Below are 15879 nucleotides of genomic sequence, written 5' to 3' on the forward strand. Positions count from 1 at the left end.
AAGAATCCGCGTTCGTCGCGCGTCACAAAAGATCGATGAGAAACGGGATCAACGGCTCGTCGGCCGGCGGCATCGGATAGTCCCGCATCCTGGTCGGGCGCACCCATTTCAGTTGCTGCGCTTCCAGCGGCTGCGGAATGCCCCAGAAGCGGCGGCACACGAAGAGCGGCATCAGGAGGTTGAAGGTCTCGTAGGAATGGCTGGCGAAGGTCAGCGGCGCGAGGCACGCCGTCTTGGTTTCGATGCCGAGTTCTTCTTGGAGCTCGCGCACCACGGTTTCCTCCGGCGTCTCGCCGGCTTCCACTTTGCCGCCGGGAAATTCCCACAGCCCGCCCAACTGTTTGTGGGCGGGGCGCTGCGCAAGCAGAACGCGCCCGTCCGCATCGACCAGCGCGCAGGCGGCGACGAGCAGCAGGCGTTTCGGTCCGGCATCGACCGCATCGCTCATGTCGTCGTCTCCGGCTGGCCGCGATAGTGGTAGGGATAGATCGTGGCAAAGCCGAGCGATCCGTAGAGATCGAGCGCCGTCTTGTTGCCCGCTTCCACCTGGAGCCAGCCCGTCGATGCGCCCTGCGCCCTTGCCCGGTCCAGCGCCGCCGCGACGATTTTTCGGCCAAGGCCCCTCCCGCGAAATTCCCGCGCCGTTGCGACCTCGAACAGCCCTGCGACCTGGCCGTCGCGAACGCAGATCGCATTCGCGGCAGGAACCCCGTCGATGGCGATGTGGAATAGCGCGACTTGCGGCTGGATGCGGTCGATCAGCCGGCCGAAGCCCTCGGCATTTGCCGGATCGAGATTGTCGAGTGCGATCGCGGCATCGATGAAACGCTCAGCCGAAACCTCCTCGACGCCGTCGCCTTCGGCCGTTTTCAGCCCGGCCAGATCGGCCTTCATGACGAGCGAGGGCGTGATGACGGACCAGCCGGCGCGGTCGAGATGACCGACGAGTTGCGGGCTTGCCAAAGGCGAGATGCGGAAGGTCACCGGACGCCCGGCCTCGGCGAAACGCGCCTTGAGCAATCCCACCCGGCGCTCGATGTCGCGCCCATCCGAAAGATCGAGCGGATTGATCGAGTTCAGCCGGCGCGCGGTCATGTCGGGCGTCAGCCGGACCGACCACGTTCCGTCATAGAAGGAAGTCCGAGCCGGCCAGGCGCGAAAGCCCGCCGCCTCGAAACGCCTGACGGTGGGCAGATCGATCTCGGCCATCCTAGCTGCGATAGTCGCCATTGATGGCGACATATTCCTTGGTGAGGTCGCAGGTCCAGACCGTCGCCTGCCCGCGCCCGAGGCCGAGGTCGACGCGGATGTCGATCTCGTCGCCCTCCATGTAGGAGGACGTCGCTTCCTCGGAGTAATCCGGGTCACGCTCGCCGCCATGGGCGACGCGGATGTCGCCGAACCAGATCGACAGGAGGTCGCGGTCGGCCGGCTCGCCGGCCTTGCCGACGGCCATGACGACGCGACCCCAATTGGCGTCCTCGCCGGCGACCGCCGTCTTGACCAGCGGCGAATTGGCGATCGAAAGCGCGATACGCTTGGCAGAACGTGCGTGCTTGGCACCGGTAACGGTGACGCCGATCTGCTTGCGCGCGCCCTCGCCGTCGCGCACGACCTGCAACGCAAGCGCCTTCAGCATCTTGTTGAGGGAGCGGCGGAAATTGGAAAGACGCGGGTCTTCCGCGTCCTCGATCCGCGGCGCACCGCGTTTTTCGGCTGCGCCCGTGGCGAAGAGCATCAGCGTATCGGAGGTCGAGGTGTCGCTGTCGACCGTCACCGAATTAAACGTCATGCCGACGCCCTTCGACAACAGGCTTTGCAATGCCTTCGCGCCGATCGGCGCGTCGGTCGCGACGAAGGAGAGCATCGTCGCCATGTCCGGCGCGATCATGCCGGCGCCCTTTGCGATGCCGTTGATCGTCACGTCGACGCCATCGATCTGGCATGTCGCGGTCAGATATTTGGGATAGGTGTCGGTCGTCATGATCGCCTTGGCGGCCTCGGCCCACTTGCCGGGTTCGGCGCGGGCGACCATGTCGTCGAGCAGATGGGCGAATTTTTTGGCGTCAAGGGGCTCGCCTATGACGCCAGTCGAGGCCAAAAACACCTCTTTTGAGCTGGAACCGGCCGCTTTTGAGGCCAAAACGGCCGTCATTTCGGTGGTTTCACGGCCTTTTTTTCCGGTGAAAGCGTTCGCATTTCCCGAATTGACCACCAGGATGCGCGCCGATCCGCCGGGCAGATTCGCCCGGCAGAAATCGACCGGAGCCGACGGGCATTTCGACTTGGTGAAGACGCCGGCAACGCTCGTCCCCTCGTCGAAGACCATCACCAGAAGGTCGGTGCGGCCCTTGTATTTGATGCCGGCCTCCGCCGTCGCGATCCGCACGCCGTCGATGGGCGGCATCTTCGGATAGGTTTTCGGGGCGAGCGGAGAAACGGCGTCGGACATGGCGCTGGTCTTCGTTTTTCTGCTTATTCGGCCGGGTCGGTCGTCTCGTCGGACGGGGCGGCATCGACCGCGCCCTCGGCGCCGGCTTCCGCATCCGATTCCGACTGCGCGCCGGGCTGTGCCGCTGCTTCCATCTCGTCCAGCGTCGCCTTCAACTGTGCATCGGCGATCTCGATCTCGGCCGCCTCGCGGACGTCCTCGACTGTCTGGAAATAGCGCTCGCGCAGAAGGATCGAGCGGATCTGCGGGCCGACCTGCTCGAAGGCCGGCGGCTGCTGCTGGCGCTTGTCCTCGACCTTGAGGACGTGCCAGCCGAACTGCGTCTGGACCGGCTCGGCCGAGTGATCGCCGACTTCCATCGCGAAAGCGGCCTCCTCGAACTCAGGCACCATCTGGCCCTGGCCGAAATAGCCGAGGTCGCCGCCCTGCGCGGCCGCGCCGTCGGTCGAGTTTTCCCTGGCCAGTTCCTCGAAATCGGCCCCGCCATCGAGTTCGGTGATCAGTTCCTGCGCCTTTTCCTCGCTGTCGACGATGATGTGGCGGGCCCGCACCTCGTTCGAAGGCGGCGTGTTGGCGATTTCCTGGTCGTAGCGGGCGCGGACCTCTTCGTCGGTGACGCTGGCGGCGACCTGCTGCTCGATGAAGGCGCTGTGCAGCGCCCGTTCGCGCAGGAAGTTCATCTGGCGCTGGAAGTCCTCGCCGTCGTCAAGCCCTTCCTCTTCAGCCCTCGCGGCGAGGAGGCGGATCTCGATCAGCGCGGAAAGCGCGGCGGCGCGGCGCTGCTCGGGCGAGAGATTGGCGAATTGCTGCTCAAGGCCCTGAAGCGCCAGAGCAAGGTCCCCTTCGGTCACGTCCTGGCCGTCCACGGTCGCGACGACCGCAGCAGGATCAACTGCTACTGCCGGCTCGGGAGCCGCCGGAGCGGTTTCCTGCGCGAAGGCTGCGCCGGAAGTCAGCGCGACGAGCGCGACGGCAGCGGACAAGCGGCGAAACAAAACGTTCATGAAGACACTCCAGTGAGGGTTCGATGCTGTTTCCAGCCCTTGCGAATGTGGCGGAATTCCGCATTTGCGCCCGCGGGCGGCGGCGTTGACATCGCTTGTGCCCCCTCTTATCTGTCCTTCGTCTTGGCGTCCAGAACCGTTTTCCGGGCGCTTTTCTGTCTTTTCACATGCCCGTTACCCCCTCGACGGGCGGTCCGGTCCAGACCGGAAAACTTTCTTTTCGAAAGGACCTTTGATGGTCAGTCTCGCTGGCGTCGCGCGCAAGATTTTTGGTTCCTCGAACGATCGGCGCATCAAGGGGCTGCGACCGAGGGTCGAGGCGATCAATGCCCTCGAGGGCGAGCTTTCGGGGCTCTCGGACGAGCAGCTTCGCGCCCGCACCGAGGAGTTCAGAAAGCAGATCGCCGAAGGCACCTCGCTCGACGATCTCCTGATACCCGCCTTCGCGACCGTGCGCGAAGCGTCGAAGCGTGCGCTCGGCCTGCGCCCGTTCGACGTGCAGTTGATCGGCGGCATGGTCCTGCATGAAGGCGGCATTTCGGAAATGCGCACCGGCGAGGGCAAGACGCTGGTCGCGACGCTGCCGGTCTATCTCAACGCACTCGCCGGCAAGGGCGTGCATGTCGTCACCGTCAACGACTACCTCGCCCGCCGCGACGCCGAATGGATGAGCAAGGTATACGGTTTCCTCGGCCTGTCGACCGGCATCATCGTCCATGGCCTGTCCGACGAGCAGCGCAAGGCCGCCTATGCCTGCGACGTCACCTACGCGACCAACAACGAGCTCGGCTTCGACTATCTGCGCGACAACATGAAATACGAGCGCGCCCAGATGGTGCAGCGCGGACATTATTACGCGATCGTCGACGAGGTGGATTCGATCCTGATCGACGAGGCACGCACGCCGCTGATCATCTCCGGCCCGCTGGAAGACCGCTCCGACCTCTACAACCAGATCGACAAATTCATTCCGCTGCTGGTTGCGGAAGACTACGAGATCGACGAAAAGCAACGGACGGCCAACTTCACAGAAGATGGCACCGAAAAGCTCGAAAATCTCTTGCGCGACGCCGGAATGCTCAAGGGCGCCTCGCTCTACGACATCGAGAACGTCGCGATCGTCCACCACGTCAACAATGCGCTGAAGGCTCATCGCCTGTTCCAGCGCGACAAGGACTATATCGTCCGCAATGGCGAAGTCGTGATCATCGACGAGTTCACCGGCCGCATGATGCCGGGCCGGCGCTTCTCCGAGGGCCTGCACCAGGCGCTGGAAGCCAAGGAACACGTCAAGATCCACCCCGAGAACCAGACGCTGGCCTCGATCACCTTCCAGAACTATTTCCGGATGTATTCGAAGCTCGCCGGCATGACCGGCACGGCGCAGACGGAAGCCGAGGAATTCGGCAACATCTACGGTCTCGGCGTTTCAGACATCCCGACCAATCTGCCGGTCCAGCGCCTCGACGAGGATGACGAGGTTTACCGCACCGTCGAGGAGAAGTTCCGCGCCATCGTCCGCGAGATCAAGGAAGCGAGCGCCAAGGGCCAGCCGGTCCTCGTCGGCACGACCTCGATCGAAAAGTCCGAACAACTCGCCGAGCGTTTGAAGAAAGACGGCTTCACCGAATTCCAGGTTCTGAACGCCCGTCACCACGAGCAGGAAGCATCGATCGTCGCGCAGGCCGGCAAGCCGGGCGCCATCACCATTGCGACCAACATGGCCGGCCGCGGCACCGACATCCAGCTTGGCGGCAATGCCGACATGCGCGTGGCGGCAGAACTCGGCGACATGCCGGCCGGCCCCGAACGCGAGGCGAAGGAAAAGGCGATCCGCGAGGACGTGCAGCGCCTGAAGGAAAAGGCGCTGGCAGCCGGCGGCCTCTACGTGCTCGCGACCGAACGCCACGAATCGCGCCGCATCGACAACCAGCTTCGCGGCCGTTCCGGCCGCCAGGGCGATCCGGGGCGTTCGAAATTCTTCCTGTCGCTACAGGACGACCTGATGCGCATCTTCGGCTCGGACCGTATGGATTCGATGCTGACCAAGCTGGGTCTGAAGGAGGATGAGGCGATCATCCATCCCTGGATCAACAAGGCGCTGGAAAAGGCGCAGAAGAAGGTCGAGGCACGCAACTTCGACATCCGCAAGAACCTTCTGAAGTATGACGACGTCATGAACGACCAGCGCAAGGTCGTGTTCGACCAGCGCATTCAGTTGATGGAAGGAGGCAACGTCTCCGACACCGTCGCCGAAATGCGCGAGGACGTGGTCGAGGACCTCGTCGCGCGGCACATCCCCGAAAACGCCTATGCCGAGCAATGGGATGTCGCGGGCCTCAAGGAAGCCGTGCGCGAGGGTCTCAATCTCGACCTTCCCGTCGACGAATGGGCGGCCGAGGAAGGCATCGACGAGGAGCAGATCCGCGAGCGCCTTTTGGAGGCGGCCAATGCGGCCGCCGCAGAACGCGCCCAGCGTTTCGGCCCCGACATCATGACCTATGTCGAGAAGTCGGTCATGCTTCAGACGCTCGACAGCCTGTGGCGCGAGCATCTGGTCAATCTCGACCATCTGCGCTCGGTCGTCGGCTTCCGCGGCTACGCCCAGCGCGACCCGCTGAACGAATACAAGACCGAAGCCTTCGAGCTTTTCCAGTCGATGCTCGCCAATCTGCGCCAGGTCGTCACCAGCCAGTTGATGCGCGTCGAACTCGTGCGTCAGGCCGCCGACGCGCCGCCGCCGCAGACCCCCGCCGTCGAAGGCCACCATCTCGACCCGGTAACGGGCGAGGACGACTTCGCGCAGGGCGGCGGCTCGACCGAGGACCATCGCATCGTCGCCCCGCAGGATCGCGACCCCAACGATCCGGGCACCTGGGGCAAGGTCGGCAGGAACGAATTGTGCCCCTGCGGCTCGGGCAAGAAATACAAGCACTGCCACGGCACTTTCGCCTGACGATCAGGTCGGCGCGCCGGGTTGTCCGGCCCGCCGCAGGATCGGGACGATCGCCACGATGGCGACGAAGCCGATGATCCCGGCAGCGGCGATGACGCCGAGCACCGCCTGCGCGCCGAAGCGCTCGAAGATGGCGGCGGCAAGAAACGGCGCGCCGGCCGACACGAACAATCGCACCGAATTGATCCTGCCCGTCCGCGCGCCATAGCCGTTGGCACCGAAGAGCGTCAGCGGCAAGACGCCGCGCACGATATAGGAAAGCCCCTGCCCCGCGCCGAAGACGAGCGCGAAGACGATGGCGGCGGGCAGATAGCCCGATCCTCCGACGAGAAAACCGAGCCCCGCCGGCAAGGCGCCGGTCGCGAACAGCGCCACGCTCATAACGCTGATGCGCGGGCCGGCGGTGAATTCGGCGATGCGCCCGGCGACCTGCGCAGGCCCGATCAGCGCGCCGATCAGCGCCGCCGATGCCCCTAGCCCGAGCGCGCCCAGAAGGCCGATCAGGTGGAGATGCACCGCCGACATGACGAACGCATTGGCGGCAAAGGCGATCAGCAAGAGGCGGAACGCGATCCTGCGGTCGCGGTCGGAGGCGATCGTGCCTTGCGCCAGTTGCTGCCCGACTTCCGTTTTGCCCGCCATGCTGCGCGCCACCCGGCGCGTCAAGAACAGATGCAAGGGGGCGCAAACCAGAAGATTGAGACCGGCGAAAAGAAGCAGGATCGTGCGCCAATCGAACACGATCGTGAGCCAGCTCGTCAGCGGCCAGAAGATCGTCGAGGCGAAGCCGGCGATCAGCGTGATGCCGGTGATGGTGCGCCGCGCATTCATGGGCGACAGTCGGGCGGCAAGAACGAAAGCCGCCTCATAGAGGACGAGCACCGAACTCATCTGCGACAGGATCAGGAAGACGCCGAACGCGATTTTTCCCGGCGCCAGCGCCCAGGCGGCGAGCAGCATCGCACCGAGACAGGAGCCGAACGTCATGACGCGCGCGGGATCAGTGCCGTCGAGAAGTCGCCCCGCGCGCGGCGCGATGAAGCCGGACGCCAAGAGCGCGATCGAGAACAGGCCGTAGACGAAGGTCAGTGACAGGCCGGTATCCTCCGCCATGAACGGGGCGAGGACGCCAAAGGAATAGTAAAGGCTGCCATAGCCGATCGTCTGCGTGATGCCGATCAGGATGGCGATGACGAAATCGGAAGGCGCGGGCTTGGGCATGAGGCGGGCCGTCATCCGGTCCTGCGGGCGCCGAACCGATTCTTAAAGTGTTTGGCCCTATGCCATATGGCTGGACGCGAGAAGAGAAAGTTTAGAGCGTGCGAGTCTCCGCTGCAACGACGGCTGAACGCATTTTGCCCGAACGGCTGGCGGCGCGCGCGCGGCCGCATCTCGAAGCGTTCGACGCCCTTGCCTTCGGTTCGGGAGAGCGCAGCCACGCGGCGCGCATGTCGTTCACCGCCTTTGCCGTTCGCGTCACCTCCGCGGTCATCGCCTTCGCCAGCCAGGTCTTCCTCGCGCGCTGGATGGGCGGCTTCGAATATGGCGTCTTCGTCCTCGTCTGGACCGCGATGCTGATTCTCGGCAATCTCTCCTGCCTCGGCTTCCACACCTCGATGATCCGCTTCATTCCCGAATATCGGGGCCAGGGGCGCGTGGCCGAGCTGCGCGGGGTGCTGATGGGAAGCCGGCTTATCGTCTTCACGGCCTCGACGCTGATGGCGCTCGCCGGCGCCGCGATGATCCACGTCCTGTCGGACAGGATCGAGCCGCATCATGTCGTGCCCTTCCTGCTCGGCATGGTCTGCCTGCCGATGATGGGGCTTTCGGACCTGATGCAAGGGGTGGCGCGCGGCCATGCCTGGCCGTTTCACGCCATGCTGCCGACCTATATCGTGCGCCCGCTTCTGTTGCTGGTCCTGATGGTCGTCGCGGTTGCGGTCGGCGCGCCGGCCAGTGCCGAGACCGGCATGTATGCCGCCATCGTCGCCACCTATGCGACGACATTGTTCCAGCTCGTGACCGTCTCGAACCGAGCCGAGCGCGAGGCCGAGCCCGTGCGGCGCGCCTTCGGCGTGCGCGGTTGGATGGTGATCTCGCTGCCGGTCTTCCTGATCGAGGGATTCATCTACATCCTGACCAATGCCGACGTCCTGATGGTCGGCTTCTTTCTGTCGCCGCCGGAGGTCGCGGTCTATTTCGCCACCGTGAAGACTCTGGCGCTGGTCCATTTCGTCTATTTCGCGGTTCGGGCCGGCGTCGCGCAGCGTTTCGCCGGTCTGATGCATGGCGACCGGGCGGACGAACTCGCCACCTTCGCGCATGACACGGTGCGCTGGACGTTCTGGCCGACGCTCGCCATGGCCGCGCTTCTGCTCGCGGCGGGCGAACCGCTCCTGATGCTGTTCGGCGCCGAATTCACCGCCGGCTACCCGCTGCTCTTCGTGCTGGTCGCAGGCGTGGTGGCGCGCGCGACGGTCGGCCCGGCCGAAAGCGTCCTCACCATGGGCGGCTACCAGAACGCCTGCGCGCGGCTCTATGCGCTGGTGCTCGCGGTCAACGTGGCGCTCAACTGCCTCCTGATCCCGCTCTACGGTCTCTGGGGCGCGGCGATCGCCACCGCGGTCGCGATGGCCTGCGAGGCGGCGCTGCTGGCCTTCACCGTGCGCGCCAAGCTCGGCATCGACATGTGGATGGGCGCCGCGGCGCCGAAGACGAGGGCTGCCTGATGGGCGCGACGGCTGAAGGGCGGCATCCGGCCGCGATGCTCGATCATTTCGCCGGCGACACGGCGGGCGATCGCGACGCGCAGAGGCTCGAGCGCCGCCGCCGGCTCGACATCTATCCCGCCTCGACGGGCTACGACCTGGTCACCGAACTCGATCACCTGGCACAGCGCGCGATCGAGCCGAACGTCTTCTTCAATCCGCGCTTCCTCGCGCCCGCCATGCCCCGGCTCGAGGACCGCGAGGTGCGGCTTGCCGTCATGCGCGACGAGCGCGACGCCAGGAGTCGGCTGCGGCTGCTGGTCCCATTCTCCGTCGAACGCCCGCTGCTGCGCCTCGGCCCGCCCGCGATCCGCACATGGTCGAGCCCGTTCGGCCCGCTCGGCACGCCGCTCGTCGACCGCGACGACCCGCAGGGCATCGTCGCCGATTTCCTGCGCCTGATCGCGGCGCCCGAAAACGGACTGCCCAGGCTGATCCAGTTTCCCGACATCCGCACCGACGGCATTTTCGCCGCAACGCTCCAGAGCGCTGCGGCCGAACTCAACCTGCCCCTGATCCGCATCATGGAGCGTGACCGGCCCGTTCTGCAATCGGACGAGGACGGCGGAGCCTATCTGACCGCCACCCTCGGCAAGCGCCGCCATCGCGAATACCGCCGGCTGGAACGCCGGCTCGCCGAGAAAGGCGACCTCGTCTACGACATCGCCGAGACGCCCGAGGAAAACCGCCTCGCCGTCGAGACCTTCCTGTCGCTGGAGGCAAGCGGGTGGAAGGGACGGGCCGGAACGGCGATGGTCGTCGACCGCTTTCGCGCGGCCTTCGTCCGCGAGGCGGTGGCGGGCCTCAGCGAACGCGCCATGTGCCGCATCCACACGCTGACGCTTTCCGGGCGGCCGATCGCCTCGCTCGTCGTGTTTGTCGAATCGGGCGTCGCCTATACGTGGAAGACCGCGTTCGACGAGGATTTTGCCGCCTTCTCGCCCGGCGTTCTGCTGATGGCCGAGGTGACGAAGCGTCATCTCGACGATCTCAATGTCGCGATGAGCGATTCCTGCGCCGTCCCCGACCACCCGGTCCTGAGCCGCATGTGGCGCGAGCGCTCGACGCTCGCCACGCTCATCGTCGGTCTCGAAGCCAAGGCGGACAAGCTCGTCAATGCCGCAGCGCTCGGCCTCGAACGCGAGGCCCGGCTGCGCGATTTCATCCGGCTCGCCCGCTCCGGTATGCGCCGCAAGCCGCCCCGATGATGGACCGATGCTTGCTTTTTGCGCCCTGCCAGCCGATGTAGGGAAGGCAGGCTGCGGTCTGTAACGAATGCGGTGCGACGAGAGAGTGCCAGATGGATTCCGATAGATTCGCCGTTAACCTGATGATCGTCTTCGGCAGCCTGATCATTGGCGGGCTCATGCTGGCCGGCCTCATGTGGACCGACAAGGCGACGTTCCTCTACGCCCTGGGCGGCGCGGTCTCGATCTGGTTCTGCTCCTTCGCGGTGATGTTCGACCGCAAGCGGGCTTATCTGGTCCTTCTGACCGCCGCCATCGTGCTGGTCGCCGCCTCGATCACCGCCTTCGTGCGCTGATTCGTCGTCAGCAATAGCGTTCCGGCCCGATGGACTGCGCTTCCGAATAGCGGTCGCCATGCGCGAAGCCGACCGGCAGGATCGCCTCGATGGCGTCGAGATCGGCCGGTGACAGCACGACATCCATGGCCGCGGCGTCCTCTTCGAGATGGGCCGCGCTGCGCGTTCCGGGAATCGGGACGACGTGGTCGCCGCGTGCCAGCAGCCAAGCGATGGCAAGCGTTGCCGGTGACAGGCCGCGCTGCTTCGCGAACGCAGCGAACTTCGCGACATAGGCACTGTTGAAGCTGAAATTCGGTTCGATGAAACGCGGATTCTTGCGCCGGAAGTCGCCCTCGCCAAACCGCGCCGGATCGACCGGCGTCGACGAGAAGATGCCGCGGCCAACCGGCGAGAACGCGACGAGCGCGGTCCCCAGGCGCTTCGTCGCCTGCAAGAGGCCGAGTTCGGGCATCCGCGTCCACAGCGAATATTCGTTCTGGACGGCCGCGACATGGTGGACGGCACTGGCGCGCTCAAGCGTTGACGGAGAGATTTCCGACAGGCCGATCGCGCCGATCTTGCCCTCCTCCTTCAGCCGCACCAGCGTCTCCATCACGTCCTCGATCGGCCGCGACTGTTCGCGGCGATGGACGTAGAAGAGCGCGACGTGATCGACCCCGAGGCGCTTCAGCGACGCTTCGAGCGAGGCGCGCAGATGCTCGGGCGAATTGTCGAAGCCGCGCACCGGCCGGTTCTTGATCCCCGCCTTGGTGGCGATGGTGAAACGGTTCGGATGTTCCTTGAGGAATGCTCCGATCACTTCCTCCGCGAGGCCTTCGCCATAGATGTTCGCCGTGTCGAGATGGTCGACGCCAAGGTCGAGCGCACGGGAAAGCGTGCGGTGGCTCTCGGCCATGTCGGTTGCGCCGTAGATTCCGCCAAAACTCATGCAGCCGAGCCCGACCGCGCCGACTTTTGGGCCATGCTTGCCAAGTCTGCGTCTTTGCACGAGGACATTTCTCCGACTTGGGTGGATGAGAGTGGCGAATTGGTGCCCCTGGCCGGGATCGAACCAGCACTCCTTGCGGAACTCGATTTTGAGTCGAGCGCGTCTACCAATTCCGCCACAGGGGCCCTGAGCGCGAAACGCTCCGGGATGGCAGCGGACTATACGGTCCGAACCGAAGCCGTCAACCGGAATATCGGCTGGCCGCGACGGCAAATTGCATTGCACCTTCGGCCGTTTCGCTCTAGCTCTGCCCGGCCGAAACGGGAGTTCCGATGCTTCGCAGACTCTATGACTGGACCATGTCGCTCGCGCGCACGCGCCACGCCGAAAAGGCGCTGGGCGGCGTGTCGTTCATCGAGAGCTCGTTCTTCCCAATTCCGCCGGATACGATCCTGATCCCGATGGTTCTGGCCGAGCGGCGGCGCTGGTTCCGCTACGCCGTGATCTGCACCGTCGCCTCGGTGCTGGGCGCGCTTCTCGGCTATGTCATCGGCGCCTGGCTGTTCGAAGCGGTCGGACAGCCCATCCTCGCCTTCTACGGCAAGGAGGATTCGTTCGAGCAGGTCGCGGCCTGGTACAATGAATGGGGCGGCTGGGGCGTTCTGTTCGCTGCGGTCACGCCGTTTCCCTACAAGGTGCTGACGATCTTCTCGGGCGCGACCGGGCTCGACCTCGTGACCTTCATCGCGGTTTCGGTCATCGGACGCGGGCTGCGCTTCTTTTTCGTCGCATGGCTGCTTTATCGCATCGGCGAGCCGATCCGGCTGTTCATCGAAAAGCACCTTGGCCTTCTGTTCACCGCATTCATGGTTTTGCTCATCGGCGGCTTCGTCGCCGTGCGCTACATGTTCTAGGGGAAAGCTGAATGACACTCACCCGTCCGATCGGACCCGTGCAGCAGGTCGCGCTCGCGCTGCTGGCCATCGGCATGACGGTGACGGTCGGAACGGCGCTCGGCTTCCAGCATCTGGCCGGATACATTCCCTGCAAGCTGTGCCTCGAACAGCGCACGCCCTATTATATCGGCGCACCGATCATGATCGCGGGGCTCGCCGCGGCCATCGCGAAGGCACCGCCGCTTCTGGTGCGCGGCGTCCTTCTCGCCGGTGCGCTGCTGATGACCTGGAGCCTTTATCTCGGCGTTTTCCATGCCGGCGTCGAATGGGGCTGGTGGCTCGGGCCGTCCGATTGCGGCCTCGTCGCGCCGGTCCAGTCCGGCGGCAGCCTGCTCGATTCGCTCGATTCGATCATTCCCCCGTCCTGCGACGAGGCTGCCGGACGTTTCCTCGGCCTGTCCTTTGCCGGCTGGAATGCCGTGGCGAGCTTCATCCTTGCCGGGATCGGCTATCTGGCTGCGTTCAAGAAGGCTTGATCCCGGCGCTGGCTCCAAAATTCGTCAGGGCGCAGCGAAAATGGTGGCGTGCGAGAACCGGAGCGGAGCGTACTTCGGTACGTGAGCACCGGAAGCGCAGCACGACGCCATTTGCAGCCAGCGCTGGCGGATTTTCAAGGCTCCAGTTCGACATCCCAATAGAGATAGTCGATCCAGCTTTCGTGCAGATAATTGGGCGGAAAGAGCCGCCCATTATTGTGCAAATCGTGGACGGTGGGCTGGTAGGGCTTCTGGCGCGGCCACATCTTGGCTTCGCGCGGCAGCATTCCGCCCTTTTTCAGATTGCAGGGCGAGCAGGCAGCGACGACGTTTTCCCAGGTCGTCGCCCCGCCGCAGCGCCGCGGCGTGACATGATCGAAGGTCAGGTCTTCATGGGTGCCGCAATACTGGCACTGGAAACGGTCGCGCAGGAAGACGTTGAAGCGGGTGAAGGCCGGATGACGCGAAGGCTTCACATAGCTCTTCAGGCACACGACGCTCGGCAGCTTCATCTGGAAGGAGGGCGAGGAAACGGCGTGCTCGTATTCTGCGACGATGTTCACACGGTCGAGAAAGACGGCCTTGATCGCATCCTGCCAGGACCAGAGCGACAAGGGGTAGTAGCTGAGCGGGCGGTAATCCGCGTTCAGCACCAAAGCAGGCAAGCCATCCGGCGAGACGGCAACCGTCACGAACTCACCTCCTTGTAGCGGCAGTGATCGACTGCGGACAATGTAAGCCCGACGTGACAGGGATGTGAAGCGACTTGTTGACGCTGCGTCGCTTATCCCAAAGGCGTTTGCGGATCGGCCTCGGCAGGCGTCAGCATCGGCGCGGCGCTGCGTCCCGTCGTGGCGTGATGATAGGCCCAGAACAGACGCGCAGCGACCCCCCGCCAGGGGCTCCAGATTTCGGCGATGGCGTGAAGCTCGCGCTCGTTCGGCCGCTCCTCCATGGCGAAGGCGCGCGCGACGGCATTTTGCAGGGCGACGTCCTTGACCGGGAAGATGTCGGGATGACCGGCCGAGAAGAGAAGGTAGATCTGCGCCGTCCACGGACCGATTCCGGGCAGAACTGTCAGTTGCCTGATCGCCTCATCGGCTTCGAGCAGGCACAGCGCCTCGAGATCTATGGCGCCGGCGTCCATCGCTTCGGCCAGCGCCAGTATCGCCCGCTGTTTCGGCCGCGAGATGCCGGCCTCGCGCAGCATGTCCGGTCCGCCTTCGGCGATGATGTGGGCCGTCAGCGGATCGGCAAGCGCCGTCAGCCTGCGCATCATCGCCTGCGCACTGGCGCGCGAGACCTGCTGCGAGACGATGATCGAGACGAGACTGGCAAAGCCCGGTTCGCTGCGGCGCAGCGTCACCTCTTCCGCCGTCTCGATCACCTCGGCCAGGCGCGGATCGGCGGTGGCGAGCGCGTTCAATCCTTCGGCAATGTCGTCCAGCGTGTCGATGCGGCGCATGATGTTTGTCCTTTGCGGCGAACAAGCGTAGCAATCGGCGCTCACCTTGCGCAACGATCATCGGCCCGAATGTCGCTTCCCGTCTTCCGCTTCGCGCCCAGTCCCAACGGGCCGCTTCATCTCGGCCACGCCTACTCGGCGCTTCTGAACCACGATCTGGCAAGGCAGGCGGACGGCCGGTTTCTGCTGCGCATCGAGGACATCGACCGCGAGCGCAGCCGGACGCATTTCGAGCGCGCGATCCGCGGAGATCTCGCATGGCTGGGCCTCGACTGGGAGGAACCGGTCCGCCGCCAGTCCGACCATTTCGACGATTATCGCACCGCGCTCGACCGGTTGATCGAGGCGGAACTCGTCTACCCCGCATTTCTCTCGCGCGGCGACGTGCGCGCCTTGATCGCTGAAAAAGAGGCGCGCGGCGGTGCCTGGCCGCGCGATCCCGACGGCGCCCCGCTCTATCCGACGATCGAGCGCGATCTGCCGGCCCGCGAGCGCCGCGCGCGCATCGAGGCGGGTGCGCCCTTCGCCTGGCGGCTCGACATCGACGCGGCGATGGAAAGGGTCTCGGGCCGCCTCGACTGGCGCGAGGACGGGGCCGGGCCGCAAGGCGAGGCCGGCTTGATTGTCGCCGATCCGCGCATCTGGGGCGATTTCGTCGTCGCCCGCAAGGACCTGCCGACGAGCTACCAGCTATCCGTCGTCGTCGACGACGCGCTCCAGGGCGTCACCCATGTCGTGCGCGGGCGCGACCTCTTTCACGCGACGTCCGGGCAACGGCTCCTGCATGAACTGCTCGGCCTTTCGCCGCCGACCTATCTCCATCACGACCTGATCTTGGGCGAGGATGGGCGCAAACTCTCCAAGAGCCGCGGCGATACCGGGCTCGAAGCGCTGCGCATGTCCGGGCTGACGCCGCACGACATCCGCCGCATGGTCGGCCTTTAAAGGCGAAGACGGCTGCCGATCGCCTTCAATCCCGCCAGAAGCGCCACCGTCACGAACGCGCCCGCCAGCCCGTAGGTCGTCGCGATCCGCAGATCCGCGAATTTGTGCCCGACATGATTGTAGAGCGCGATCGTGAGGAAGAAGCCGGCGATGAGCACGACCGTATTGCCGATCGGCCCGAAACCGTCCGGTCCCATGATGGCGTCCATGCAAAGGCCGAGCAGGAACGACAGGATGGCAACCGAAGCCACCGCCATGCACAGCCAGACGAAACTCAGGTTCCAAAGCATAGCTTATCCTTCCCCTCCAAGGGTCAAGGATGCGCCCCGTCTGCATTCACCCGCATCGAACATGAAACTGCGCTTCAATTCTTTCGATTTGAT

General features: G+C 65.0%; 16 protein-coding genes and 1 tRNA gene. 7 read left to right on the forward strand and 10 right to left on the reverse strand.

Going from position 1 to position 15879, the window contains the following annotated elements; translation table 11 throughout:
- Window positions 1–22 precede the first annotated feature (22 nt).
- The 4 genes from PZ895_RS05345 to PZ895_RS05360 are packed head-to-tail and all read right to left on the reverse strand — an operon-like array spanning window position 23 to window position 3456.
- The gene (locus PZ895_RS05345; protein ID WP_275837979.1) at window positions 23–448 is read right to left on the reverse strand and encodes a (deoxy)nucleoside triphosphate pyrophosphohydrolase; all 426 of its coding nucleotides are present in this window, start codon (window positions 446–448) and stop codon (window positions 23–25) included.
- Window positions 445–1209, reverse strand: coding sequence for a GNAT family N-acetyltransferase (locus PZ895_RS05350; RefSeq protein WP_275837980.1), 765 nt, complete (start codon window positions 1207–1209; stop codon window positions 445–447). The genes PZ895_RS05345 and PZ895_RS05350 overlap by 4 nt, the downstream gene beginning before the upstream one ends.
- A gap of 1 nt (window position 1210) precedes the next feature.
- The gene (gene argJ / locus PZ895_RS05355; RefSeq protein WP_275837981.1) at window positions 1211–2452 is read right to left on the reverse strand and encodes a bifunctional glutamate N-acetyltransferase/amino-acid acetyltransferase ArgJ; all 1242 of its coding nucleotides are present in this window, start codon (window positions 2450–2452) and stop codon (window positions 1211–1213) included.
- A 23-nt stretch (window positions 2453–2475) separates the two neighbouring features.
- Complete coding sequence (locus PZ895_RS05360) at window positions 2476–3456, reverse strand: peptidylprolyl isomerase (RefSeq protein ID WP_275837982.1); 981 nt, start codon at window positions 3454–3456, stop codon at window positions 2476–2478.
- Window positions 3457–3691: 235 nt separating this feature from the next.
- On the opposite strand from PZ895_RS05360, the gene secA reads away from it, so the two are divergent.
- On the forward strand, window positions 3692–6412 hold the full coding sequence (gene secA / locus PZ895_RS05365; protein WP_275837983.1) for a preprotein translocase subunit SecA: 2721 nt from the start codon (window positions 3692–3694) through the stop codon (window positions 6410–6412).
- Between the two features lie 3 nt (window positions 6413–6415).
- On the opposite strand, the gene PZ895_RS05370 is transcribed toward secA, so the two are convergent.
- Complete coding sequence (locus PZ895_RS05370) at window positions 6416–7648, reverse strand: MFS transporter (RefSeq protein ID WP_275837984.1); 1233 nt, start codon at window positions 7646–7648, stop codon at window positions 6416–6418.
- An 83-nt stretch (window positions 7649–7731) separates the two neighbouring features.
- Here PZ895_RS05370 and PZ895_RS05375 point away from each other — a divergent pair, with 83 nt between their 5' ends.
- From PZ895_RS05375 to PZ895_RS05385, 3 genes are all read left to right on the forward strand, one after another.
- A complete protein-coding gene (locus PZ895_RS05375; protein WP_275837985.1) occupies window positions 7732–9141 on the forward strand; it encodes a lipopolysaccharide biosynthesis protein in 1410 nt (469 codons plus the stop codon).
- Window positions 9141–10388 (forward strand): GNAT family N-acetyltransferase, encoded by a 1248-nt coding sequence (locus PZ895_RS05380; protein ID WP_275837986.1) that lies wholly within the window; start codon window positions 9141–9143, stop codon window positions 10386–10388. Before PZ895_RS05375 ends, PZ895_RS05380 begins: the two co-directional genes overlap by 1 nt.
- Window positions 10389–10480: 92 nt before the next feature.
- On the forward strand, window positions 10481–10723 hold the full coding sequence (locus PZ895_RS05385; RefSeq protein WP_275837987.1) for a hypothetical protein: 243 nt from the start codon (window positions 10481–10483) through the stop codon (window positions 10721–10723).
- Window positions 10724–10730: 7 nt separating this feature from the next.
- Here the strand turns inward: PZ895_RS05385 and PZ895_RS05390 are convergent, their stop codons facing one another.
- Together PZ895_RS05390 and PZ895_RS05395 are read right to left on the reverse strand one after the other, a co-directional pair.
- The gene (locus PZ895_RS05390; protein ID WP_275837988.1) at window positions 10731–11714 is read right to left on the reverse strand and encodes an aldo/keto reductase; all 984 of its coding nucleotides are present in this window, start codon (window positions 11712–11714) and stop codon (window positions 10731–10733) included.
- Window positions 11715–11754: 40 nt separating this feature from the next.
- Window positions 11755–11839 (reverse strand) — tRNA-Leu (locus PZ895_RS05395).
- Between the two features lie 147 nt (window positions 11840–11986).
- On the opposite strand from PZ895_RS05395, the gene PZ895_RS05400 reads away from it, so the two are divergent.
- Both PZ895_RS05400 and PZ895_RS05405 read left to right on the forward strand, forming a co-directional pair.
- Window positions 11987–12568 carry a YqaA family protein gene (locus PZ895_RS05400; RefSeq protein ID WP_275837989.1) on the forward strand — a complete coding sequence of 194 codons (582 nt, stop codon included), beginning with the start codon at window positions 11987–11989 and terminating at the stop codon, window positions 12566–12568.
- A gap of 11 nt (window positions 12569–12579) precedes the next feature.
- Window positions 12580–13086 carry a disulfide bond formation protein B gene (locus PZ895_RS05405; RefSeq protein ID WP_275837990.1) on the forward strand — a complete coding sequence of 169 codons (507 nt, stop codon included), beginning with the start codon at window positions 12580–12582 and terminating at the stop codon, window positions 13084–13086.
- Between the two features lie 134 nt (window positions 13087–13220).
- Here PZ895_RS05405 and PZ895_RS05410 read toward each other — a convergent pair whose 3' ends face one another.
- Both PZ895_RS05410 and PZ895_RS05415 read right to left on the reverse strand, forming a co-directional pair.
- Window positions 13221–13778, reverse strand: coding sequence for an HNH endonuclease (locus PZ895_RS05410; protein ID WP_275837991.1), 558 nt, complete (start codon window positions 13776–13778; stop codon window positions 13221–13223).
- 92 nt (window positions 13779–13870) lie between these two features.
- Window positions 13871–14551: a DNA-3-methyladenine glycosylase gene (locus PZ895_RS05415; RefSeq protein WP_275837992.1), complete on the reverse strand. Its 681-nt coding sequence runs from the start codon at window positions 14549–14551 to the stop codon at window positions 13871–13873.
- A gap of 69 nt (window positions 14552–14620) precedes the next feature.
- Between PZ895_RS05415 and gluQRS the strand changes: the two genes are divergently transcribed.
- Window positions 14621–15496: a tRNA glutamyl-Q(34) synthetase GluQRS gene (gene gluQRS, locus PZ895_RS05420; protein WP_275837993.1), complete on the forward strand. Its 876-nt coding sequence runs from the start codon at window positions 14621–14623 to the stop codon at window positions 15494–15496.
- On the opposite strand, the gene PZ895_RS05425 is transcribed toward gluQRS, so the two are convergent.
- On the reverse strand, window positions 15493–15786 hold the full coding sequence (locus tag PZ895_RS05425; RefSeq protein WP_275837994.1) for a hypothetical protein: 294 nt from the start codon (window positions 15784–15786) through the stop codon (window positions 15493–15495). The genes gluQRS and PZ895_RS05425 overlap by 4 nt on opposite strands.
- Window positions 15787–15879 lie beyond the last annotated feature (93 nt).

The sequence above is a fragment of the Mesorhizobium sp. YIM 152430 genome, assembly GCF_029210365.1.
GTDB lineage: Bacteria > Pseudomonadota > Alphaproteobacteria > Rhizobiales > Rhizobiaceae > Aliihoeflea.